Genomic DNA, 25,312 nt, shown 5'->3' with positions numbered 1-25,312 from the left:
AGTCAAAATGTCAGTTCTTCGGGACTGGCATTTTTTTTGTGTTCTGTTTGCCAAAACAATAAAAATATAAATCTAAAAATATAAACTTAGTATGCAAAAAGGAAATATTGGGGTAACTACAGAGAATATCTTCCCCGTTATCAAGAAGTTTTTGTACAGTGATCATGAAATCTTCCTTCGCGAGTTAGTTTCTAATGCCGTTGATGCTACTCAGAAGCTTAAAACGCTGGCTTCTATTGGCGAATTCAAGGGTGAAGTCGGTGATTTGACAGTGCACGTATCTTTAGGTAAAGATACGATTACCGTATCAGATCATGGTATTGGTCTGACAGCAGAAGAAATAGATAAATACATTAATCAGATTGCATTCTCAGGAGCCAATGACTTCTTGGAGAAATATAAGAATGATGCTAATGCTATTATCGGTCACTTCGGACTTGGCTTTTACTCAGCTTTCATGGTTGCCAAGAAGGTTGAAATCATCACTAAATCCTATCAGGATGGTGCTAAAGCCGTAAAATGGACTTGCGACGGTAGCCCGGAATTTACAATTGAAGATACGGACAAGGCAGAACGCGGTACGGATATTGTTCTTTATATAGACGATGATTGCAAGGAATTCCTTGAAGAGGCACGCCTCTCTTCTCTTCTGAAGAAATATTGTAGCTTCCTTCCTATTCCCGTTGCATTCGGTAAGAAAAAAGAGTGGAAAGACGGTAAGCAGGTTGAAACGGCCGAAGATAATATCATTAATGACGCCAATCCGCTGTGGACACTGAAACCCAGTGAATTGAAAGACGAGGATTATAAGAAGTTCTATCGCGACCTTTATCCGATGTCCGATGAGCCTTTGTTCTGGATACATCTGAACGTAGATTATCCATTCCATCTCACTGGTATCTTGTACTTCCCGAAGGTGAAAAGTAATATAGAGTTGAACAAGAATAAAATCCAGCTTTATTGCAATCAAGTATATGTAACAGATTCTGTAGAGGGTATTGTTCCGGACTTTTTGACATTGCTGCATGGCGTACTTGATTCTCCGGATATTCCGTTGAATGTATCCCGTTCTTATCTGCAGAGTGACTCTAACGTGAAGAAAATTTCTACATATATTACGAAGAAAGTGTCCGATCGTCTGCAATCCATATTCAAGAACGACCGCAAACAGTTTGAAGAGAAGTGGAATGACTTGAAGATTTTCATAAACTATGGAATGCTCACACAAGAGGATTTCTATGATAGAGCAAAGGATTTCGCTCTTCTCTCCGATACAGACGACAAGCATTATACTTTTGAAGAGTATAAGACCTTGATAAAGGATAATCAGACAGATAAGGACGGTAATCTGATTTATCTGTATGCCAACAATAAAGATGAACAATACAGTTATATTGAGGCTGCCAAGAACAAGGGTTATAATGTATTGTTGATGGACGGACAACTCGATGTTGCCATGGTAAGCATGCTGGAGCAAAAGTTTGAGAAAGTACGTTTTACCCGTGTAGACAGTGATGTCGTTGACAACTTGATAGTTAAGGAAGATAAGAAGGGTGATGTTTTGGAAGCCGGTAAGCAAGAAGCTCTCTCTGTTATCTTCAAGAGCCAGCTGCCACAGATAGAAAAGACAGAGTTCAATGTGATGGCTCAAGCTTTGGGTGAAAATGCTTCACCGGTCATGATTACGCAAAGCGAGTATATGCGCCGTATGAAAGAAATGGCTAATATCCAGGCTGGAATGAGCTTCTATGGTGAAATGCCGGATATGTTCAATCTGGTATTGAATGCTGACCATAAGTTGGTAAAAGAGATTTTGGCTGATGAAGACAAGGAATGTGCGGTTGCTGTTGCTCCGATTCAAAAAGAAATGGATGATGTAAACAATCGTCGCAATGATTTGAAGAAGAAGCAGGAAGGCAAGAAAGATGAAGATATTCCTACGGCTGCAAAGGATGAAGTGAACGACTTGGATAAGAAGTGGGAAGAACTGAAGGCTCAGAAAGAAGGTCTGTTTGCCAACTATGCTGCCCAAAATAAAGTTGTCCGCCAACTTATTGACTTGGCATTGCTTCAAAACGGCATGCTGAAGGGTGAAGCTCTGAACAACTTTGTTAAGAGAAGTATCGACTTGATTAAATAAGCCCCTTTAGATTTTATTATATAGAGGTGTGTCAAAATGTAAAAGTCCTATCATTCTGTCATTCAGAGGAGCTTGCGACGAAGAATCTCCTCTGAATGACAGAATGATAGGACTTTTACATTTTGACACCTTTTTTGTTTTTTTTCGTAATGGATATGTTTTTTTCCGTTGGATACGAGGTTTTTGGAAACTATTGTTTATATTTGAGCATTGAATAAATTAGTATATTTCACTCGAAACTGTATTCATGAAAAGATTTCTTTTGTTTTTATCAGTCTGTTTATTGCTTCTGCCGCTTGCGCAAGCCCAGAAAGTAGGACTTGTTTTGAGTGGCGGCGGTGCAAAGGGCATGACGCATATCGGCATTATCCGTGCTTTGGAGGAAAATAATATCCCTATCGATTATATCACCGGTACTTCCATGGGAGCTATCATAGGTTCGCTATATGCTATGGGATATTCTCCTGATGACATGGAAGCTTTGTTGCGTTCCGAAGACTTCAAACGCTGGTATTCGGGGCAAGTAGAGCCTAAATATGGATACTATTTTAAGCAGAACCGACCGACTCCGGAGTTTTTCAATATCCGTTTCTCTTTTAAGGATTCGTTACACATCAAGCCTCAGATACTTCCTACGAGCATGGTAAATCCCATTCAGATGAACTTGGTCTTTGTGGAATTGTTTGCTCGCGCTACGGCAGCGTGCAACGGTGATTTCAATCGGTTGTTTGTGCCTTTCCGTTGCATCGCTTCCGATGTATATAATAAAAGGCCGTTGATTATGCGTAAAGGAGATTTGGGAGATGCGGTACGTGCTTCTATGAGTTTCCCGTTTGTCTTCAAACCGATAGAGATTGATAGTGTTTTGGCTTATGACGGTGGTATTTACAATAATTTCCCAACGGACATTATGCGTGAGGACTTCCGGCCGGAAGTTATTATAGGCAGTGTGGTGGCAGCTAACCCCAGTAAGCCGAAAGAGAATGATTTGATGAGCCAGCTTGAGAATATGATTATGCAGAAGACGGATTATACCCTTCCGGATTCTTTAGGCATTATTATGACATTCAAGTACGATGATGTAAGTCTTCTGGATTTTGACCGCCTGCAAGAACTGCATGATATTGGTTACAATCGGACTATAAGTTTGATGGACTCCATAAAAGGCCGTATCCATCGGAGGGTAAATGCTGAGAATGTGCGTTTAAGGCGTCTGGTATATCGAAGTAATTTACCCCAATTCCGTTTTAGAGACATCTATATAGAGGGAGCGAACCCACAGCAACAAGCATATATCAAGAAAGAATTTCATGATGAAGACCATGAAGTGTTTACATACGAAGATTTGAAACGTGGCTATTTCCGTTTGCTATCCGACAATATGATTTCGGAGATTATCCCTCATGCGGTTTATGATACTAAAAGTGACCTGTATTCACTGCATCTGAAGGTTAAGATGGAAGATAATTTCTCTGTACGGATGGGTGGAAGTGTTTCGACCACCAGTTCCAACCAGATTTATTTAGGATTGGGCTATCAGAACTTGAATTACTATTCCAAGGAAATCACTCTCGACGGTCAGATTGGCAAGGTGTATAATAATGCGCAGTTTATGGCTAAAATAGACCTTCCTACCCGTGTTCCGACTTCTTATCGCCTTATTGCTTCTTTAAGCACGTTCGATTATTATAAGAAAGACAAGCTTTTTTCTAAAAACGATAAACCCTCTTTCAATTCTAAAGACGAGCGTTTTGTAAAGTTGATGGTAGCCTTACCTTTTTTGGCCAACAAACGAGCGGAGATAAGTATCGGATACGGAAAGTTGCAAGATAATTACTTTCAATCCAGCGTAATCAATTTTGATAAGGACCGTTCGGATAAGAGCACTTATAACCTTTTGGGTGGAGCTATCGGATTTTATGGGAGTACGTTGAATGCGCGACAGTATGCTACTAAAGGGTATTTTGAAAAGTTGGTGGCACAAGTCTTTAGCGGGAAAGAAAGATTCATACCGGGAAATCCGACAGAGACGAGCGTTACAACTAAAGAGCGGCAGTCTTGGTTGCAGATTTCTTATATGAAATATGCCTATCATACCATGAGCCCTAAGTTTACTTTGGGGTGGATGGCGGAAATGCTGTATTCATCGAAGAATTTTTCAGAGAATTATACGGCAACAATGTTGCAGGCGGCGGATTTTTCTCCTACTCCTCATAGTAAGCTGATGTATAATGAGGCGTTCCGGGCTAATCAGTTTTTGGCTGCCGGGGTCAAGCCGATATTTGTTTTCAATGATATGTTTCAGTTCCGTTCTGAATTTTATGGTTTCATGCCGATATTTCCTATCAAAAAGAATGCTTTGAATAAGGCTTATTATGGAAAAGCATTCTCACGCTTTGAATATGTGGGAGAAATTTCTGTGATATGTCAATTGCCTTTCGGAGCAATCTCTGCATATGTAAATCATTATAGTTCACCGAAAAAGGAATGGAATGTAGGGTTGACACTCGGTTGGCAACTGTTTAATTACCGATTCATCGAGTAACTTTCTTCAAAAAAAGTTTGCGTATCGCTTGCTAATTCGGAAAAAGTGCGTATCTTTGCACCCGTTAAACAAAAAGGCCGCGTAGCTCAACTGAATAGAGTAGCTGACTACGGATCAGCCGGTTACAGGTTTGAATCCTGTCGCGGTCACACTTTTGTTAATAATAAAAAGGTCGCGTAGCTCAACTGAATAGAGTAGCTGACTACGGATCAGCCGGTTACAGGTTTGAATCCTGTCGCGATCACAAGAAACCTCTGCAATATGTTTGTAGAGGTTTCTTGTTTGTGTTTATAGAAATCGTATATCGGATCAACGTAAAAACGGATCAACGTAAAAACCTGAGGGATTTTCTTTTTTATGCATACAACATAGTCAGTCTATATAAAAAGAAAGCCTTATCTTTTAACCTGCATGAAAAGATTTTTTTCATCGTATGAAAAATAGATATGATGTATATCAAACCGGATTTTGATATACATCATATCAGTCTACAAAAAATATAGAGAGTATAGGCTATTCTTGCAATAAAAAAGCCCCGTATAATCTACGAGGCTTACAGCTTATATAAGTTGCATTTAGCATTTAATATTTAATTCGTCCAATATTTTGCGCATAGCTTCAAAAGTAGTGATTCTGGTGGGCACTAAAGGTAAGCGAAGTTTATTTTCAATCATTCCCATTGCATTCAGCATGGCTTTTACTCCGGCAGGGTTGCCGTCTACAAAGAGCAATTTAAACAATTCTGCAAATTTGTGATGTATAGTCAACGCATTTTGATAGTCTCCTTGCAATGCCAGACGTACCATGCGGCTAAATTCGCGCGGAAAGGCATTTCCAATGACCGAGATGATGCCAACTGCCCCTAAGGTAATTAAGGGGAAGGTAATGCCGTCATCGCCCGAAATAACGTCAAAATTAGCTGGTTTGTTTTTTATGATGTCGTCCATCTGGCTGATATCGCCTGATGCTTCTTTAATTGCGATTACGTTCTTAAAGTCGCGTGCAATACGCAGGGTTGTTTCGGCTTTCATATTTACACCGGTACGTCCCGGTACATTATAGAGCACAATCGGAAGGTCGGTAGCCTCGGAAATCGCTTTATAGTGCTGGTATATTCCTTCTTGAGAAGGCTTATTGTAGTATGGAACAACAGATAGAATAGCATCTACCCCTGTAAAATCATCATTTTTCAGAGTTTCTACTATAGCGCGAGTATTATTTCCGCCTACTCCAAGCAGAATAGGTATTTTTCCATTCACACGCTCGATAACCATCTTCTTGATTTTCTTTTTTTCCTCTTCATTCAGAGTTGGAGTTTCTGCCGTAGTGCCAAGCACGCATAAAAAATCAGTGTTGTTTTGAAGCTGATAGTCTACTAAACGCATCAATGCATCGTAATCAACGCTTTCATCCTCTTTAAATGGAGTAATCAGCGCTACCCCCATTCCTTTCAATCTAGTTTGTATCATGAGTATTATAAAGTAATCTCTAATTAAACGACTCGCAAAAGTACGATTTTTTTCGATTTGCCATACAAATATAAGCCATAAAAAAGTTTTTTGTAGAAATTTGTTAGGATATAAGCGTTAAAAACTCATCTTCGCTCATAATCCTTATGCCCAGCTTGTGAGCTTTCTCCAATTTGGCCGGACCCATATTTTCCCCTGCCAGTATAAAACTGGTCTTGGCAGAGATACTGCCGACATTCTTTCCGCCATTTTTTTCTATCAACTCTTTGTATTCGTCTCTTGAATGATGTGTGAACACACCGCTTATAACAATAGCCTGTCCCGCCAGTTTATCCGTATATCCGCTTAAATCCTCTTCTCTGCGATAGAGTTGTAATCCGGTGGATTTCAAACGTTCCACCAACTCTCGGTTCAATGGGTTTGCGAAGTATGCCAGAATGCTTTGCGCTATTTTTTCCCCGATTTCATCGATATTTATCAGTTTTTCGAGGTTTGCATTTTCCAGTTCGTCTATATCGTTAAAGGATTTGGCTATTTTCTTGGCTACCGTTTCTCCTACAAAGCGGATACCCAAGGCAAAGAGCACTCTTTCAAATGGAACTTCTTTGCTCGCTTCGATTCCTTTGATGATATTCTCCGCTGATTTCTCACCCATACGATCCAAGTTTTTAATATCATCTGCCGTGAGCTGATATAAATCTGCCGTATTCTTAATTAAGCCCAAACGATAGAACATATCTACAGTTTCCGGGCCTAATCCGTCGATATTCATAGCCTTACGGCTGATAAAATGCTCTATCTTACCTTTAATCTGAGGTGGGCAGGACGTTTCGTTAGGACAGTAGTGGGCAGCTTCTCCTTCGTAGCGTATCAACTTGCTGCCACATTCGGGACAATGAGTGATAAACCTCACTTTTTCGCCGATAAGCATACAGCGTGCATCTTTGTCTACTCCCGTGATTTTAGGAATGATTTCCCCGCCTTTCTCTACGTAAACCATGTCTCCGATATGTAAATCCAGCCCTTCGATAATGTCGGCATTGTGCAGAGAAGCCCTTTTTACAATAGTACCGGACAGTTGTACCGGGTCTAAATTAGCGACGGGGGTTACAGCTCCGGTGCGCCCTACTTGATAAGTGACTTTATTTAGGCGAGTCAAAGCCCGTTCTGCCTGAAACTTATATGCTATTGCCCACCGGGGAGATTTTGCAGTAAAACCGAGATTTTTCTGTTGGCGCATACTGTTGACTTTTAGAACAATACCGTCTGTCGCTACCGGCAAGTTCTTGCGTTCGGTATCCCAATATCTGATATATTCAAATACTTCCTCAAGGCTGTGCACCTTTTTCGTGTGTTCCGAGATTTTAAATCCCCAGCCGGCTGCTGCCTGCAGATTTTCATAATGACCGTCACAAGGTAGCTCTTCTCCCAGCAGATAGTACAAATAGGCATCAAGCTTCCGAGAGGCTACAATGGCGGAATTTTGCAGCTTTAAAGTTCCGGAAGCTGCATTGCGTGGATTAGCGAAAAGCGGTTCCTCACGCGCTTCCTTTTCCCTATTCAACTTTTCAAACACTTCCCAAGGCATTAATATTTCTCCTCTGATTTCAAATAACGGAGGGTAATTGCCGTGGAGTATTAATGGTATGGTACGGATTGTTTTTACATTATCCGTTACGTCATCTCCTTTTTCACCGTCACCGCGAGTTACGGCACGTACCAGTTTGCCATTTTCGTAAGTCAGTGAAATGGATGTACCATCGTATTTTAGCTCACAACATATCTCAAAATCTTCATTCAAGGCTTTCTTCACTCGGTCGTAAAAGTCTGTCACTTCATTTTCTGAATAGGTATTTCCCAATGAAAGCATAGGGTATTTGTGAGCTATCTGAGTGAAATTCTTATTCAAGTCACTTCCCACACGCATGGTAGGTGAATTTTCGTCTTGGTATTCCGGATGTTCTTTTTCAAGTTCCTGTAATTCACGCATCCTGTCATCGAACTCTTTATCAGATATTTCGGGAGCATTCAATACGTAATAATTATAGTTATGCCGATGTAAGTCGGCGCGCAGTTGGTCTATCTTTTCTTTTATTGTCATAATGATTCTGGAGTTTGAACGCAAAAATACGGGTTTCTCCCGAATATTTTTTGCTTTTACTCTTAACTTACACTATTTTTGCGGAAAAATTAAATATATGCGTATTGACATCATTACTGTTTTGCCGGAAATGATTGAAGGATTCTTCAATTGCTCCATAATGAAACGTGCTCAGAACAAGGGGCTTGCAGAAATCCATATTCATAATCTTCGTGATTATACCGAAGATAAATATCGCCGGGTAGATGATTATCCTTTTGGCGGGTTTGCCGGAATGGTTATGAAGATAGAACCCATAGAACGTTGTATCAATGCCTTGAAGGCGGAGCGGGAGTATGACGAGGTGATTTTTACAACTCCGGACGGCGAACAGTTCAATCAGCCTATGGCTAATACGCTATCTCTCGCAAAGAATCTCATTATCCTTTGCGGACATTTCAAGGGGATTGATTATCGTATTCGCGAACATCTCATAACGAAAGAAATCAGTATCGGAGACTATGTGCTGACTGGTGGCGAATTGGCGGCTGCCGTTATGGCCGATGCGATTGTACGTATTATACCGGGAGTTATCTCTGATGAACAATCAGCCCTTTCCGATTCTTTCCAAGATAATCTTTTGGCCGCTCCTGTCTATACGCGTCCGGCTGATTATAAAGGTTGGAAAGTTCCGGATATTTTACTATCAGGCCATGAAGCTAAAATAAAGGAATGGGAGTTGCAACAATCTCTTGAGAGAACCCGGAAGTTACGTCCTGATTTGTTAGGCGAGTAATCTGTAAGATGTAAATAAAAAGAAAAAGGACATTCAATTTGAATGTCCTTTTTTATGAAAATAGCTTGCGAATGGCTATGCTTTGTAATTTGTCATACCTCAAGTGCGCCAATTATTTCTTTAACAGACTTATATCCATGTCTATTTAGGTAGTCATCAATACCTTCTGCAACCTTCACAGTAATTGCCGGATCGATAAAGTTTGCTGTACCAATCTGGATAGCTGAGGCACCTGCGAGCATAAATTCTACGGCATCTTTCCAATTCATGATGCCCCCTAAACCTATGACAGGTATTTTTACTGCCTTAGCAACTTGCCATACCATACGGAGTGCAATAGGTTTCACTGCCGCTCCGGACATACCGCCTGTCACCGTAGAAAGGATGGGACGTCTGCGTTCTGCGTCTACAGCCATTCCCAATAGGGTATTGATGAGCGATACGCTGTCCGCACCGCCATTTTCGGCTGCACGTGCTATCTCTGTGATGTCTGTGACATTGGGTGACAGTTTTACGATAAGTGTCTTTTTGTAAACTGAGCGTACGGCTTTTACCACTTCTTCAGCTCCTTTGGCTGTAACACCAAATGCCATTCCACCTTGCTTCACATTAGGGCAGGATATGTTTAGTTCTATGGCAGGAATATTTACAAGTTCATTAATGATTGCAGCTGTTTCCATGTAATCTTCAATAGCAGAACCTGAAACATTTACAATCATATTGGTTTTTATATCTTTAATACGCGGATAGATATGTTCAACAAAGTAATGTACACCCTTATTTTGCAGTCCCACAGCGTTTAACATACCGGAAGGAGTCTCTGCCATACGCGGATATGGGTTTCCTTCACGTTTGTGAAGAGTAGTGCCCTTTACAATAATACCACCTATTCGCGATATATCGATGAAATCGGCGAACTCTTCACCATATCCAAAGGTTCCGGATGCTGTCATTACCGGATTTTTCATTTGCAATTCGCCAATGTTTACACTTAAATCTGCCATAATAGTTTGTTTATATTAAAAACCGGACCTTCTTTACATACACATAAATGACCTTCTGTAGTGTTTTCCACACAACATAAACAAGCGCCTATGCCACATGCCATCATGTTTTCTAAAGATACTTCACAATTAATGCCTTTACTTTTGGCATATTTAGCTACAGATATCATCATTGGTTTAGGACCGCAGGTATATATTTGCTCGAAGTTCACCTTATTTAATATGGAATGTTGGGTAACATATCCTTTTTCGCCATGACTACCGTCTTCCGTGGTAGTATATACTTCTCCGTAGGCAGCAAATTCTTCTAATTGCAGCAAATCCTTGTCGCTTCTGGCACCTAATAAGAAGATGGGTTTGCTTCCGTTTTTAGCCAATTGCTCGCCTAAATACAACATCGGTGCCGTACCTACACCACCACCCACTAACAAAAGCTTCTCTGAGGGCTTTTCAGGCATTGTGAAGCCATTTCCTAATGGAAGCACTACATTGATTACATCTCCTTGTTTTGCTTCACCTAAGCGCCTGGTTCCATCTCCTACAAGTTGAATTAGGAACCATACCTCATTCCTTTGTTTATCTACATAATTAATAGAGATAGGGCGTCGCAAGAAAGTACTGGGTGAACTGTCTACGCGAATCTCTGCAAATTGTCCCGGAAGCATTTCCGGGAGCAGGGACGAGGAAGTCAATTTCAGCAGCACATAGTTGGTATGCAGCCGGACGTTCTCAGTCACTGTCAGATCTAAAATATATTTTTTCATATTATCTATAAAGAAGAATTATCTTTTGGCTGCAAAGATACGGGAATTTGTGTAAATAGCCGTAGTTGCCCTTTAATTTTCCGGTTTGAATGTCTCATACGTATTATCATCAAAGAATATTCTTATTTCAGTTATTTTTCTGGGTGGTCTTTCTTTATAGATAATCTCCTGTTTTACAATCTCTTTAGGTGCTTTTTGTACCGTTTCTAATGCGATTTCCTTGCGATTTTCCGGTATATCCGTCTTGTTGGACAGGTTTTCCGGATTGTCAGCGAATAAAGGGTAGTCAAATCCGCCATCGTCAGCAGTTGGAGAGTTATTGCTCATATTTCCTTTTCCTGTCAGAAGCCATTCAAGGTTGATGTCATTATATCGCTTGTGCAGTTTTAGAATGACTTCCGTACTTGGATTATTACGGGAACTTAAAATATGGGAGATAGTAGCTTGAGCTACATCTATGCTTTCAGCAAATGCTCCTGCAGTCAATTGTTCCCGGTCCATTATCATCTTGAATCTGTCCTTTATACTCATGTCGTAGATATTATTACAATTGTATCTCTTTTTAATTTAATCACAAAAGTAAAAAATAGAATTTACAAAAGCAAATTAAAAATGTGATATTAATAAAATTACAAAAGTATTCTATTGCTTTACATATGTGTTGTTTTGTTTTGTAAATGCTTGGAATATACAAAAAACAACTACGATATAAACTTTAATATATTTGCATATTATATTGATATATAATAATATATATCAATATAAAACTTGTTATAAGGCATTAATTACAGATGTTTTAGTCATATCTCTAGTGTTTATAATCTATTAGTACAATAAAATATTGTATACATCAGGTTTACAGTGTAGTAAATATATATATTAGTGTAGTTAATAGTTTATTCGATGAAAATGTAATGGTGTGTATTGTGTTTGTAAATAATTTATTTTACAAATATATTAATACTGATGTATTTATGTTTGTAATATATTACAGTTGTGGTATGTATCTGTGTATCTGTCCTTTTTTTACATAGGTGATATATCATGGTTGTGTTATACAACTATTTCTCCCATTAAGTTTAATAAACTCAATGGGAGAAATTCTTTTTAAATGAAAATGGGTGACAAAATAGAGATGAACTAATCTTTTACTAATTTGTAATGTCGCAAAATGAAATCTTTGCTTTCTTTCTGTATAAAAGTCCGAATGATTAGAAAAAAACGATTCTCAGAGGATTATATTCTATGTATTTTATTGTATTACAACTTATTATCTCTCTCTTTATACTATCGAGAAATCATGATAATAGAAAAAAGGGGGAAATCCCCCCTAAATGTGACAAAATGATATAGAAATGAGTTATTTTTATATTTCCTTCTTTTATATAAAGAGAAGCATAAATGTGGAAATCAATGCAAGATTTTAAAGACCAACTCTCGCAATAGATTGCCATCGTTTAATGAAGAGTTTCCTACTCCTTTAGATTTGGCATCTGTATATCGTATTTCTCCAATGATTTGCATGGTCTTTACCCCATTATATTTCCGCATGGCACTGAGGTATTCACGAGACTGCCATGGACTTTTTAAACCTAAGAATGCGGCAATACCCTGCTCTGACTTTTCAGGAGCATAATAAGCCAGCATTAAGTTGGAAAAGAAGCCAAAAAGTAAAGATAAAGTCATTTGAATTGGATTGGTTTTTGGATTTTCTTCAAAATATTTTATTATTCTATTAGCCTTTAAAACATCCTTTTCTACAATGGCGCTACGAAGTTCAAAGTTATTATAATCCTTGCTGATTCCGATATTATGCTCTATTAGTTCAGGGGTGACTCGTGTCTGACCTTTTGGAAGTGTAATAATAAGCTTTTCTAGTTCACCGGTAAGGCGGCTGAGATCGGTTCCTACAAAGTCGGCAAGCATGGAAGTTGCTTTGGGTTCAAGGTCTACTCCCTTACGCTTCATATAAGATGTGATGAATGCCGGTAGTTGGGCATCTTTTACTTTTTTGGATTCAAACAGTATACCGGACTTCTCTATTTCAGCAGCAAGCTTTTTCCTTCTGTCCAATACGCCATGTTTGTGGCATATTACCAATATGGTGGATAGCAAGGGCTTTTGAAGATAGTAGGAAAGTTCCTCCATATTGCGTATATTCTGTGCTTCCTTCACTACTACTACTTGGTGTTCGGACATCATTGGATAGCGCTTGGCGGCATTGATGATTGTAGCCACATCTACATCTGCGCCATATACAACGGTTAAGTTGAATTCCTTTTCGGTTTCGTTCAGTACATTATTTGTTATATAATCTGAAATGAGATCGATGTAATACGGTTCTTCCCCCATTAAATAGTAGATAGGGCGATATTGTCCGGTTTTTAGCTCCTTTATGATGTCGTCACATGTAATTTCTTGCTTTGCCATGTTTCTTGGTTTTACCAGTCGAATTTTAGATGTTTTACCGTTTTCTTTTCATCAATAATCATACGTAGAGATGCGATACCTATTTCAACATGCTCTGTTACATACTTTTGAGTTACTATGCTATCGCTTTTATCGGTCTTGACGCCTTCCGGAATCATGGGCTGGTCGGATACTAACAGCAAGGCACCGGTTGGAATATGATTGGCAAAACCGCAACTGAACAAGGTTGCCGTCTCCATATCGACTGCCATGGCACGGGTTTTCTTGAGATACTCTTTAAAATCTTCATCATGCTCCCAAATGCGGCGGTTGGTGGTGTATACAGTACCGGTCCAGTAATCGCGGGCATAGTCACGGATGGCAGAAGAAACGGCACGCTGTAACATAAATGCCGGCAGCGACGGCACTTCCGGCGGAAAATAGTCGTTTGAGGTACCTTCACCGCGGATAGCGGCGATTGGAAGGATAAGATCCCCTATTCTATTTTTCTTGTCTATGCCCCCGCACTTGCCCAGAAACAGACACGCTTTGGGTTTGATGGCACTTAATAAATCCATGATAATGGCGGCATTAGGGCTTCCCATTCCGAAGTTGATAATAGTCATGCCTTCCGCACTGGCAGAAATCATATTGGCGTCTTTGCCAAGAATAGGAACATTGAATTTTTCAGCGAAAATTTCTACATACTTGTTGAAGTTAGTCAACAGGATATACTCTCCAAAATCTTCCAGGTTACGTTTTGTGTAACGGGGTAGCCAATTAGCTACGATTTCTTCTTTTGTTTTCATAAGATTTTATTAAATTTGTTCCCTAAAGTCATTAGGAAGCGATTATTTAACTCACAAAAATACAATAAAAAAGTAAAAACAAGAAATTAAAGTAGAATGTTCTCATTGAATCTGCCGGCGTTTGATGCCAAGATTATTGCCAGGGATGGAAAAAGAAGTATTTTTGATGTTATCCGTCGCCGATATGTTGCTTTGACTCCGGAGGAGTGGGTACGACAGCATTTTGTGCACTTTCTTATGGCACATAAGGGTTATCCGCAGGCACTTATGGCAAACGAGGTACAGGTACAGTTAAATGGTACTAAAAAACGTTGTGATACAGTGCTTTACAGAAGAGACCTTACAGCGCGTATGATTATAGAATATAAAGCTCCTGAAGTAGAAATCACTCAAAAGGTTTTCGATCAGATTACCCGCTATAATATGGTGCTGAAAGTGGACTATCTGATAGTGAGCAATGGTATCAGGCATTATTGCTGTCGTATGGACTATGAGCGGAATAATTATACTTTCTTACAAAACATTCCTGACTACACAAGCCTTTGATATACTCATCTTTCTCCCTCTAAGGACGGCTTCCAGATAGGTATTTCATCGTATACCATTCGAGAGATACGGGCGATAATGGCGGCATTCTCATCGTCTGTCTCACTTGAGTTCATTACAAAAACAGCGATATAATATTTCTTTCCATCAGGCGTGATTACGACTCCGGCATCATTATCTGCAATTTTCACACCCTCCGAATTACGATCGGAAGAGCCTGTCTTATGCCCTACAATTGCGTTGGAAGGTAATAATCCCTTTAGTTTATTGCTCCCGGTACTGGTTGCTATCATGGTATTCCATAAAAAATCCTTGTATACGGGGGCAAATAGTTCCTTTTCGTCAGCTATTCTTAGCAGTTGTACCATTTCATAGGGAGTACTCCAATTCAGATATGCCTTTGAGGGATTCCGGTGCATGGAATCTTCCGTTTCGGACAAGTTGAAATCATTAATATCTAACTTCTTAATGTACTGATGGATATGCCCTATTCCACCGGCATATTTTATGAGAATATCACAAGCATTGTTATCGCTTAGAGAGATGCTGTATTGTAAAAGTTCTCCTAATGAGATATTGAGGTCTTGATTGGGGTATTTTTGCCGTAACGGGCTGTAAGTATTTGGCTGTAACTGAGATGCTTTAACATGGATGATGTGGTCTAATGGAGTTTCCTGTCTATTCATCTTGTCCAATACAGCCAGGGCTACGTGGAACTTGAATACGCTTAGCAACGGATAGTTCATTTTGTTATTGTACAGTAGGATTTCGTTCCGGTCTGTCAGTACAGCCACGCCCACCGTGGCTTTTTTCCCTTTGAGGAAATTGTCAATTTTGCTTTCTAATGTTTGCTGTTGCGCTTGTAAAGCGATGCTTATACTGAAATACAACACATATATAAAAGTATATCTAAGCCCCATATTATTAATTTCATACATTTGCTTAATCTGCAAATATATGGAATTAATTCAAAATAGGGAAACTGTATTTTTTTATTTACCTTTATTCTTTCCGAACTTTTCTTGCAGTTTTTGCATTAGTTCATAGAAATTGGGGATATAAACCGTTGCAAGTAATGTATTTAGTGCCATACCGAACACTACTGCCGCTCCAAGAGCAACACGACTTTCCGCTCCTGCTCCTGTAGCGAACAGAAGTGGCATAACTCCCAGTACAAATGCCAATGAGGTCATCAGAATAGGACGAAGCCGGATGTGTCCCGCCTGGAATGCAGCATCACGGATACTGTTGCCTTGTGCACGAAAATCACGTGCGAATTCCACAATCAGGATACCGTTTTTGGCGGATAGCGCCACTAACAGAATTATACCGATCTGAGTGTAGATGCTGACCGGAGTTCCCATTACATAACAACCCAGCATTGCGCCGAGCAATGCTACCGGAAGCCCCATTACAGCAGATACCGGGCTGGTCCAGCTTTCGTATTGTGCGGCGAGTACGAGGAAAGCCACTAATAGCGCCATGATAAAAACGGCAGTTGTAGTTGTTCCCGCCTGCGTTTCTTGATAGGCAACAGAAGTCCATTCGTAGCCGAATTCATTGCCGAGTTGATTCTTTATTAGACTCTCCGCTTGCTTGATAGCTTCTCCGGAACTGCTTCCCGGAGCTGCATTGCAGGTAATGGATGCGGTAGAGTACATATTATATCGGTTGATTTGATCCATACCCAGTTGTTCGTCTATCTGTGTGAAAGAAGAGAAAGGGACCATTTCTCCCGAAGCATTAGGTACACTTAATTTGAGTACATCGTCAATAACACGTTGGGCGCGGTCGCCGGCCCCCAGCTTCACTTGATAAATGCGTCCGAACTGTACGTAGTCGTTAACATAGGCTTCCCCCATATAATATCCTAAGGCGGTGAAAACGCTGTTCAACTGTATGCCCATCAATTGCACTTTGTCGCGGTCTATATTCAGGAAATACTGAGGTACATTTGCTTGATATTGGCTGCTGACAGATGCCAGGGCCGGATACTCACGATAGTGTTCCATTAAAGTTTCTACGGCACGTTGCATTTCGGTGGCACCAAGGTTGTTATGGTCTTCCAATTGCAGTTGCAACCCGCCGGTGGCCCCCAGTCCGGGAATGGCAGGTGGAACCATTGCAAAGACCTCAGCTTCCTGAATGCTGTAGGCTTCCATATTGAAACGGTTGACGATGGCTGATGCCGTATGTTTCTTCCCTTTGCGTTCATCCCAGTTTTTCAGGACAACGAAGTATGTGGCGGCATTGCTCTGTTCTCCCCCGCCCATAACGGAAAAGCCGGATATCCCGATATAATCCTTTACTTCGGGATAAGTGTCGAGCAAAGCATTGATTTGTTTTCCCACTTCTTGCGTGCGTTCCAAGCTTGATGCCGGTGGAAGTTGCACAACAGCGAGGAAATATCCGTCATCTTCTTCCGGTATAAAAGTAGAGGGCCATTTAACGAACAGCAACACAGCGATTATCGTAAATACAGCATAGGAAGCTACTGCAGCAAAAGGCCGTTGTAACAAATAGCCCACTATTTTGTCATACACTCCTTGCGTCTTGTCGTACAAACGGTTAAATCCTTTATACAGAGGAAATTTCGAGGGTCTGGTAGGTTGAAGCATTAATGCGCAGAGTGCAGGTGTCAGCGTCAGTGAGTTGATACCGCTTAGTACGGTACTGGCTGCAATGGTCAAGGCAAACTGTCTGTACAACTGTCCTGATATTCCGCTGACAAGGGTGGTAGGGATAAATACGGCAAGCAATACCAAAACCACCCCCACGATGGGACCTGTAATCTCTCCCATTGCTTCCGTTACGGCTTGCCGTGCCGTATATCGCCCGGTATCCAACAGACGCGTGGAGTTTTCTACAACCACAATAGCATCATCCACCACGATGGCAACCGCCAATATCAGTCCGAATAGTGTTAATGTATTGATAGAGAAACCGAATAACGACATGATTGCCAGCGTACCAATCAGTGAAACAGGTATCGTGATACAAGGAATGATAACGGCCCGCCAGTTTTGCAGAAAGAGGAAGATTACAAGTACTACCAATAGCGTTGTTTCAAAGAAAGTTACCATTACTTCATCAATGGACGCATGGATAACGTCTGTTGTGTCGAGCGTTACATTATACTGTATACCTGCCGGGAAATTCTGTGATAATTCCTGCATTTTTGCTTTGACGCCTTTTGATACGTCCAATGAATTGCTGCCCGGTTGTTGATAGATGGCGATGGCAGCCGTAGGATTCCCGTCCAGCTGAGAGACAACACTATAAGATGCCGAGCCCAGGTCTATATGGGCTACATCACGCAGACGGAGAATCCTCCCGCCGCTTTCCGTACGAAGGATAATGTTACCGAATTCTTCGGGTGAGGTTAGCCGCCCCTTTACAGTCAGGCTGTATTGATAGGCATTTTTGTTGTCATTTCCGATAGATTGTCCTACATTTCCGGCACTAACCTCTACATTTTGTGTCTGAATAGCCTGATAAACATCTGTAGGCGAGAGATTGCGAATACGCATAGCGGCAGGGTCAAGCCAGATACGCATGGAGTAGTCCCCTGCCCCCATTACATTGACTGCACCCACACCGGATACACGGGTCAATTGGTCCACAAGATTCAGTTTTGCATAGTTGCTGAGGTAAAGACCATCGTAATTTTTGTTGTCAGACTTCATTGTCAGGAACATAACGATATTACTAGATTTTTTCTGTACCGTAACTCCCTGTACCACTACAGGGGTGGGCAGTGATGACTGAGCCACACTAACTCTGTTTTGCACTTGTACGGTAGCCATGTCGATATCTGTACCTACTGCAAAAGTGATGGTAAGCGAATATGCTCCTGATGAGGATGAATTGGAGGACATATAAAGCATCCCGTCTACTCCGTTGACTTGCTGCTCAATAGGAATGCCGACGGTTTGAGCCACCGTCTGGGCATTGGCTCCGGGATAGACAGCGCTTACCTGTACGGTAGGCGGTGTAATGTCCGGATATTGCGCAATGGGTAGAATGCCCAGTGTGACCAATCCTGCTACGACGATGAGTAATGCCAGTACAGTTGAGAATATGGGACGGTCTATGAAGAATTTTGAAAACATAATTTCTTGGTTTGAGTGATTATATATACAGTGTGTATTATTGAACGGGCTTTATCCGCATGCCGTTTCTGACTTTCATCAAGGCTTTCGTTACATACCGTTCCTGCGGTGAAAGTCCTTGCTTGATTTGGCGCAGACTATCCTCTATCAGTTGTCCTATTTCTATGTGACGGTAGTGTACGATGTTCGAGTCATTGACTACATACACATATTTACCCAATTGATCTGTACCGATAGAAGCGTCAGGTATGAGGATTGCATTCTTTTGTTTTCCGTAGGGTAGTGTGATACTGACATAGAGCCCGCTTTTCAAGATACCTTTGGGATTGTCCACTCGGGCACGAATATTTAGTGTTCCGGTATTCAAGTCTACATTAGGTGAAAGGTAATCCAACTGTGCCGGGTAATTCAGTATACCGTCTTTTCCCAGGCTGACATTGACCTGTTTGGGAATGCTGTCTCCTTGCTGCAGCAACATGGCAAGCCATTGATTGTCTGCTACATTAAAATAAGAATACAGATGGTCGTCTTTATAAATGGTAGCCAATGTTATAGGCTGTGTACTACCGTTTATATAACTTCCCGCATCTGTGAGATTGCGGCTGATTGTTCCGTCAAACGGAGCGCGTACCGTACAGTAATCTAAGTTGGTGCGTGCAGTATTTAATGCAGCTTCAGCATTACTTACGGCTGCCAATGAAGTAGCTACATTTGACTTGGATTGTAGTACCTGTATTTGACTGACGGCATCCGTTTTTGCCGCTTCCTGCATACGTGTATAATTGCTTTGTGCATACTCAAGATTTGCGCGTGCTGTATTGAGAGCAGCTTCTGCTTGTCGCACATTATTTTGATAAATGGTTGGTTCAATTTGGAAGAGTACTTGTCCTTGGTATACCCGGTTACCGGGTGAATAGGCAATACTTTGCAGCGTTCCGCTGACTCTGCCTACTAAATCTACGGTTTTTTCAGAAGTCAGATAACCAGGGTAACTTTTAGTAAGTGTAATATCTTGCACACTTGGGTGAGCCACATTAATTTCCGGGGTGGGTATTGTATGTGCCATTTCTTTTTTATTCCCGCATCCAGCCAGTAAGGGTAGAATAATCAGGGTAATGTACATTTGATTTTTCATATATATGGTTCTGTTTAATTTTAGAGATTTATAATCTACTACTTTAGGTTTAATCTCCATATCCTCCTCCCAATGCTTTATAGAGTGATATGAGTTCTTGTAGTGAGCTACCCTGTGCCTGTGTTAACTGATTCTGATAAGTCAGTAATGAACGGAGGGCATCCAAAACATTTTGAAAAGGAGTCAATCCTTGCTTATAGAGGTCTAATGAAAGTTTTAAAGTTTCTTCTCCTTGATTACATACTTCTCGCAGGGCGACAATTTGTTTGATAGAACTACGATAACCGTTCATAGCATTATCAGTCTCTTGTACGGCTGTGAGTACTGTTTGGTTAAACTGATGAATAGACTCATCCAATTGCGCGCGTGCCAATCGGCTGGCATTCACCAGTTTTGTACCACTAAATAGCGTCCAGCTAAGGCTGGGGGCTATTTCAAACGTCATACTGTTCCGTTTCGTAAAATTCTTTAACTCATGAGATGCGTAACCAATGGAGCCTTTCAGGAAAACCTGTGGTAACCAATCGCTTTTGGAAGCACCAAGTAAGGCTGCTTGTACATTGACTTGTCGTTCTGCCTGGCGGATATCTGGACGGCGAAGTAGCAAGTCCGCGGGGATACCGATACCTATAGGCTCTATATAATCGGGAAGCTTACCATTTTGTTCCAATATGGGACGAATGTCTTGAGGGTAAGTTCCAAGTAGAATTGCTAAGGTGGTAATATATTGGTTGATAGTTGATTCCAGTTGTGGAATGGAGGCTTTGGTACTATAATATACTGATTTAGCTTGAGATACGTCCAGTTTGGAAACTAATCCCGTTTTATAGCGGACTTGGGTAATTTCGAGGACCGCAGCTTGTGTATTACAGTTATGGGTAACAACATTTAGTTCTTGTTGTAATTCACGTAGCCCGATGTAGGCTGATGCCACTTGTGCGCATAGTGAAATCATGACGGAGATGTATTCTTCCTTGCTGGCGGCAAAGTTTTCCCGTTGTGCCTTTACCCGTTGCCGGATGCTGCCGAATATATCCAGCTCCCAACTGGTATTGAGTGAGGCACTGTATGCTCCGGTTATCGTTTGCGGCGCTTCACTTATATTTCCACTACTCTGCTGGCGTGACCAGCCCCCATTTAGGGAAATGGCAGGAAAGAAACTCCCCCGCTCTATTCGCCAATTGGCTTTAGCCATATCCATGCGGTTTATGGCTGAAAGAACTGAAAAATTTTGGGTAGATGCTGTTGCTATCAGCGAATCCAATATCGGATCATCAAAAGCTTTCCACCATTTATCATCTACAGGTTGTATTTGACTGTTGAACAGACTATCATCTCCAGTAATGGCATGAGTAATGTCAGTTCTCCAACCTTGTGGAAGTGGATTTTCTAAGTAACGGTTGCTTTTTTGTGCCCATGCCACACAAGAAAAACATAGAAAGAACAATGTACTGTTCCAAGCTTTTATACTCATAAAAAAAAGTTTAGGTTGTTATTTTATGGGATTGATAACAACCTAAACCTTTATTTGTTTATTGCAATTCTTGCAGAAATTTATTCAGCGTCTGCCGCTTTTTTTCTACTTCTTGTCGTTTTTTCCTTTACCGGCTCTTCCTTCACTTCTGGAGTAATGCCTGCCAGTTCTGGGTCAATCATGATACGTCCGCAGTATTCGCAAACAATGATTTTTTTACGTGAGCGGATATCCAATTGTCTTTGGGGCGGAATTTTGTTGAAGCAACCGCCACAAGCGTCACGCTGTACGTAAACGATACCCAAACCGTTGCGTGAGTTCTTACGGATACGTTTGAAAGATTGGAGCAAACGCGGCTCTATTTTAGTTTCGAGTTCTTTAGCCTTATCTCTCAACTTTTCTTCTTCCTGTTTGGTTTCAGAGATGATTTCGTCCAACTCATTCTTCTTCACGTCGAGGTCTTTTTGCCTTTCCTCCAAAGCAGCTGTACTTTCTGCTGCTTCCTGAGACTTAATTTCTTCATCAGCCAAAAATTCTTTAATTCTCTTTTCGCAAAGTTCTATTTCCAAAGTTTGGAACTCAATTTCTTTACTCAAGAAGTCGTATTCGCGGTTATTACGTACATTTTCCTGTTGCTCTTTATATTTTGCTACAGAAGCTTTTGCGGTTTCAATTTCCACTTTTTTGGTTGCGATAGCAGATTTCAATTCGGTAACTTCCGACTGGATTCTTTCGATGCGGGTACTCAGACCGGCAATTTCATCTTCCAAGTCTTGCACTTCCAAAGGAAGCTCGCCTCTCAACGTCTTGATTTCATCAATTTTAGACAACATGGTCTGTAGTTGGAACAAGGCTTTTAGTTTCTGTTCCACTGTCAATTCCTGGGGATCTTTTTTTGCTTCTTTAGCCATTTTAATTACATGTATTTTATGGGATTTGTATTCACTTTGCTCTGTTGAACTTCAACATTAGGAAATAAATCCCGGATTATTGTATAAAATATTTCTTTTGTATATTGTTCGCTTTCATAATGTCCTATCTCTGCCAGCAGGATATCTGTATCATGGCCGAAATAATCGTGATATTTTATCTCACCGGTAATAAAAACATCGGCATGGTTGCGTATGGCAAGCGGCATAAGAAAAGCTCCTGCACCACCACACAGAGCAACTGTTTGTATTTCACGCCCGGTCAGTTTGTTGTGCCTCAGACAACCTACTTCAAAGATTTTTTTGATACGCTTTAAAAACTCTAACTCTGTTTCCGGAGTTTCCAATTCACCGATAACGCCTGCTCCGACTTGCTGCCAAGAGTTTTGCAACGGATATAAATCAAATGCAGGTTCCTCGTATGGATGCGCGGCAAGTAATACTTTTATTACTTCTGCTTTTCGATAAGCCGGTAGAATGGTTTCAACACGTACTTCTTTTTCTATATGCAATTCACCTATTTCGCCGCAATAGGGATTGTCACCTTCACGTGCACGAAACATCCCCTCGCCTTCTATATTGTAGCTGCATGAATCGTAATTACCGATACATCCGCATCCGGCGGATGACAATGCCGTGCGTACTTCTTCCGCCCGGACTGTAGGGACAAATGTAACTAACTTTAGCAAAGCATTTTCTTTAGCTTCCAATATACGTACATTCTTTAACCCTATTTTTTCGGCAATCTTGAAGTTCACCCCTTTCGATGCATTATCCAGATTAGTGTGGGCGGAATATATGACAAGGTCATTCTTGATAGCCTTCAAAATACAACGTTCCACGTAATCCTTTCCTGTAATGGACTTGTAACCTTTAAAAATAAGTGGATGGTGCGATATAACAAAATTATATCCTAACGCAATCGCTTCATCCAACACGGCTTCGGTAACGTCAAGACACAACAAAGCCCCTGTTGCTTCCGCATCTGTCAATCCAATTTGCAGACCGGCATTATCAAATCCGTCTTGCAATGGCAGAGGCGCGAACCGTTCAAGGGCGCTTACTATCTCCTTAATTTTCATTATCAGTAGAAAATTTGGTTGCAAATATACGAAAAAGTAGTGAATTACGGCTTACTTTTAGTTTTTTTTTCTACCATGATAGGACATAGCTTTCCGTAAGCATCAAAAGACTTACGCGAAGCCAATGAAATGGTTATCATTAGTGAAAGCATAGATGCTGTAAATGTGATAACCATAATCATCATTTGATATTTGATAGCGACATTCGGACTGCTTCCTCCCAGTATCTGTCCAATCATTGTTCCGGGAAATGCCACTAACCCCATGACGGAGATATTGGCAATGAGCGGACTGAAAGCCTTGATGATGGCCTGACGGATAAACGGCGCTTGCGCTTCGGTACGGGTAGCCCCGTTGCCAAGCAGATAGCGGTAAAGTTGCTGTTCGCGTTTCAATCCGCTATAATAAGTATTTAGGGCTATAACATTGCTGGATAGCATATTTCCCATCAGTATACCGAAAATAGGAATGAAGTATTGAGCACTGAACACATTTTCAAGACGCAGTACGATTCCGATAAAATACATACCCACACATACTACGCTACACAGAAAGCCTACGGATATAGGCATCAGTAATATTTTGCGTTTCAGTTGTGTGCGTGCTAATGCCGTTTGCGAAGCTACGAGTATCATGACGATTACCCATAGAAAATTAATCCACGGATTATTCCAAAGGAAAAGGTATTTCAGATAAACGCCGATGAAGAAAAGTTGCACAATCATACGTGCTGTACCAATAAGAGTTGCACGTAGCAGACCGGTTTTGAACTTCCATATATAAAATAAGGGTATTAATAATAACAATAGTCCTATGCCCAGACTAAGATATGATATGTCAATAGTTCCCATGAGTGTATCCAATAGCTTCTGATGCAAAGGTAACGCTATTAATGAATTATGGAAGAGTTTATTAATGAATTTTCGGGAATCTATTTAATAAATCTTGAAAAATTTATTAGTATTTCGGTAGCCCTCTTTTTTTCCTATGGAATTAGTGAGTAAACATGAAAACCAATACAGACGCAGTAAGAATACAAATCCCTATAATAATCAGTGTCATTTGCACAGTATGTTTTTGCTCAGAATATTCCTTTTGCCGGGTAAGTTTGGTTATCTCTTCCATCTCCTCTGCAGTAGCATTTTGAGGTATACTGCGTCCTTTATACATTTTATCTAAACGTTCATTGAGACGTTTCCGGCGAAGAAGGCGTAAATTGCGATTCTCCTTATCACGGTGTATCATATCAAAAACAAATCCGGCAAAACTCATGGCTTTATTTTTAGCAGGTTTATTGCATTATTATATGTAGGTTGCACCCTTCAGCAAAATCCTTGTCGTGTGATACAGCCAGCACGGCGGTTCCCTTTTGGGTTTGGTGTCGTAAAAAGGCAAGTACTTTCTCCGTAGAGTCCGAGTCAAGCGCAGAGGTTGGTTCGTCCACAACGATTAGAGGCTTGTTAATCATGGAAGCTACAGCTATCATCATACGTTGGCGTTGTCCACCGGATATTTCATTTACACGTTTATAATATAGTTCTCTTTCAAGTCCTAATTCTCCGAAGCAATTAAATAGCTGAGTTTCGGAGAATGGTGTGGCTCGGTTAGCTTTTAAACCGAAAGGTAGTTGTATCATATCTTTTACCCACTCTAATGGGAGTGCCAGTTCTTGTGGAATCCAAGCTATTTGCTTGCGAATGAGGTCGATGCTATTTTTATTCAAAACGATGTTGTTGACAGTAATACTCCCTTCTCTTAATGAAGTGAAACCGAGTATGGCATTAAGAAGAGATGTTTTTCCACATCCTGACGGACCGGAAACACAACCAATCTCTCCCCTTTTCAGTTGCAGGTTGAATTTGGAGAATAATACATCATTGCCGTATGCAATACTGGCATCCTCTATTTGTAGCATAAATAAAATCTTTAGTCTCTATTGCAAAGGTAAGGAAAAAAGATTTGCAAAGATAACTTTATACTTTTATCTTTGTGTCACTAATTAATTCAGGAAAGAAAGT

General features: G+C 40.7%; 20 protein-coding genes and 2 tRNA genes. 6 read left to right on the top strand and 16 right to left on the bottom strand.

What is annotated here, in order from left to right; translation table 11 throughout:
* Window positions 1–91 precede the first annotated feature (91 nt).
* The 4 genes from htpG (at window position 92) to KG118_RS09000 (ending at window position 4,929) form a co-directional block, all read left to right on the top strand.
* Window positions 92–2,140, top strand: coding sequence for a molecular chaperone HtpG (htpG, locus tag KG118_RS09015; RefSeq protein WP_117713083.1), 2,049 nt, complete (start codon window positions 92–94; stop codon window positions 2,138–2,140).
* Window positions 2,141–2,387: 247 nt separating this feature from the next.
* Window positions 2,388–4,685, top strand: coding sequence for a patatin-like phospholipase family protein (locus KG118_RS09010; protein WP_117713082.1), 2,298 nt, complete (start codon window positions 2,388–2,390; stop codon window positions 4,683–4,685).
* A gap of 75 nt (window positions 4,686–4,760) precedes the next feature.
* Window positions 4,761–4,834, top strand: a tRNA-Arg gene (locus tag KG118_RS09005).
* 21 nt (window positions 4,835–4,855) lie between these two features.
* A tRNA-Arg gene (locus KG118_RS09000) sits at window positions 4,856–4,929 on the top strand.
* Window positions 4,930–5,260: 331 nt separating this feature from the next.
* On the opposite strand, the gene dapA is transcribed toward KG118_RS09000, so the two are convergent.
* Window positions 5,261–6,154 carry a 4-hydroxy-tetrahydrodipicolinate synthase gene (dapA, locus tag KG118_RS08995; protein ID WP_117713081.1) on the bottom strand — a complete coding sequence of 298 codons (894 nt, stop codon included), beginning with the start codon at window positions 6,152–6,154 and terminating at the stop codon, window positions 5,261–5,263.
* A 103-nt stretch (window positions 6,155–6,257) separates the two neighbouring features.
* Complete coding sequence (gene ligA, locus KG118_RS08990) at window positions 6,258–8,255, bottom strand: NAD-dependent DNA ligase LigA (protein ID WP_117713080.1); 1,998 nt, start codon at window positions 8,253–8,255, stop codon at window positions 6,258–6,260.
* Between the two features lie 97 nt (window positions 8,256–8,352).
* Between ligA and trmD the strand changes: the two genes are divergently transcribed.
* Window positions 8,353–9,030 carry a tRNA (guanosine(37)-N1)-methyltransferase TrmD gene (gene trmD, locus KG118_RS08985; RefSeq protein WP_022219095.1) on the top strand — a complete coding sequence of 226 codons (678 nt, stop codon included), beginning with the start codon at window positions 8,353–8,355 and terminating at the stop codon, window positions 9,028–9,030.
* A gap of 92 nt (window positions 9,031–9,122) precedes the next feature.
* Here the strand turns inward: trmD and KG118_RS08980 are convergent, their stop codons facing one another.
* From KG118_RS08980 to KG118_RS08960, 5 genes are all read right to left on the bottom strand, one after another.
* Entirely contained in the window at window positions 9,123–10,034 is a 912-nt protein-coding gene (locus KG118_RS08980) for a dihydroorotate dehydrogenase (protein WP_005654228.1), read from the bottom strand.
* Window positions 10,022–10,798, bottom strand: coding sequence for a dihydroorotate dehydrogenase electron transfer subunit (locus KG118_RS08975; RefSeq protein WP_117713079.1), 777 nt, complete (start codon window positions 10,796–10,798; stop codon window positions 10,022–10,024). The genes KG118_RS08980 and KG118_RS08975 overlap by 13 nt, the downstream gene beginning before the upstream one ends.
* A gap of 72 nt (window positions 10,799–10,870) precedes the next feature.
* Complete coding sequence (locus KG118_RS08970) at window positions 10,871–11,329, bottom strand: helix-turn-helix domain-containing protein (RefSeq protein WP_117713078.1); 459 nt, start codon at window positions 11,327–11,329, stop codon at window positions 10,871–10,873.
* A gap of 879 nt (window positions 11,330–12,208) precedes the next feature.
* Entirely contained in the window at window positions 12,209–13,228 is a 1,020-nt protein-coding gene (holA, locus tag KG118_RS08965; protein ID WP_117713077.1) for a DNA polymerase III subunit delta, read from the bottom strand.
* An 11-nt stretch (window positions 13,229–13,239) separates the two neighbouring features.
* On the bottom strand, window positions 13,240–14,016 hold the full coding sequence (locus tag KG118_RS08960) for an AMP nucleosidase (RefSeq protein WP_117713076.1): 777 nt from the start codon (window positions 14,014–14,016) through the stop codon (window positions 13,240–13,242).
* A 96-nt stretch (window positions 14,017–14,112) separates the two neighbouring features.
* Between KG118_RS08960 and KG118_RS08955 the strand changes: the two genes are divergently transcribed.
* Window positions 14,113–14,562, top strand: coding sequence for a type I restriction enzyme HsdR N-terminal domain-containing protein (locus tag KG118_RS08955; protein ID WP_117713075.1), 450 nt, complete (start codon window positions 14,113–14,115; stop codon window positions 14,560–14,562).
* 5 nt (window positions 14,563–14,567) lie between these two features.
* Here KG118_RS08955 and bla read toward each other — a convergent pair whose 3' ends face one another.
* From bla to KG118_RS08910, 9 genes are all read right to left on the bottom strand, one after another.
* A complete protein-coding gene (bla, locus tag KG118_RS08950) occupies window positions 14,568–15,482 on the bottom strand; it encodes a class A beta-lactamase, subclass A2 (RefSeq protein WP_117713142.1) in 915 nt (304 codons plus the stop codon).
* 72 nt (window positions 15,483–15,554) lie between these two features.
* On the bottom strand, window positions 15,555–18,674 hold the full coding sequence (locus tag KG118_RS08945; protein ID WP_117710173.1) for an efflux RND transporter permease subunit: 3,120 nt from the start codon (window positions 18,672–18,674) through the stop codon (window positions 15,555–15,557).
* 37 nt (window positions 18,675–18,711) lie between these two features.
* A complete protein-coding gene (locus tag KG118_RS08940) occupies window positions 18,712–19,809 on the bottom strand; it encodes an efflux RND transporter periplasmic adaptor subunit (RefSeq protein ID WP_117710567.1) in 1,098 nt (365 codons plus the stop codon).
* A 49-nt stretch (window positions 19,810–19,858) separates the two neighbouring features.
* Entirely contained in the window at window positions 19,859–21,283 is a 1,425-nt protein-coding gene (locus tag KG118_RS08935) for an efflux transporter outer membrane subunit (RefSeq protein WP_117710174.1), read from the bottom strand.
* A gap of 80 nt (window positions 21,284–21,363) precedes the next feature.
* On the bottom strand, window positions 21,364–22,194 hold the full coding sequence (locus KG118_RS08930) for a zinc ribbon domain-containing protein (protein ID WP_117710175.1): 831 nt from the start codon (window positions 22,192–22,194) through the stop codon (window positions 21,364–21,366).
* Window positions 22,195–22,199: 5 nt separating this feature from the next.
* The gene (locus KG118_RS08925; protein ID WP_117710176.1) at window positions 22,200–23,294 is read right to left on the bottom strand and encodes a Nif3-like dinuclear metal center hexameric protein; all 1,095 of its coding nucleotides are present in this window, start codon (window positions 23,292–23,294) and stop codon (window positions 22,200–22,202) included.
* A gap of 44 nt (window positions 23,295–23,338) precedes the next feature.
* Entirely contained in the window at window positions 23,339–24,145 is an 807-nt protein-coding gene (locus KG118_RS08920) for an ABC transporter permease (protein WP_117710177.1), read from the bottom strand.
* Window positions 24,146–24,287: 142 nt separating this feature from the next.
* Window positions 24,288–24,566, bottom strand: coding sequence for a hypothetical protein (locus tag KG118_RS08915; protein WP_117710178.1), 279 nt, complete (start codon window positions 24,564–24,566; stop codon window positions 24,288–24,290).
* Window positions 24,567–24,585: 19 nt separating this feature from the next.
* Complete coding sequence (locus KG118_RS08910; RefSeq protein ID WP_117710179.1) at window positions 24,586–25,209, bottom strand: ABC transporter ATP-binding protein; 624 nt, start codon at window positions 25,207–25,209, stop codon at window positions 24,586–24,588.
* Window positions 25,210–25,312: the final 103 nt, after the last annotated feature.

Source organism: Bacteroides propionicigenes, from assembly GCF_018390535.1.
Classification (GTDB): domain Bacteria; phylum Bacteroidota; class Bacteroidia; order Bacteroidales; family Bacteroidaceae; genus Bacteroides; species Bacteroides propionicigenes.
Note: the sequence above shows the minus strand (reverse complement) of the source record. Positions and strands in the feature narration are given on the sequence as shown.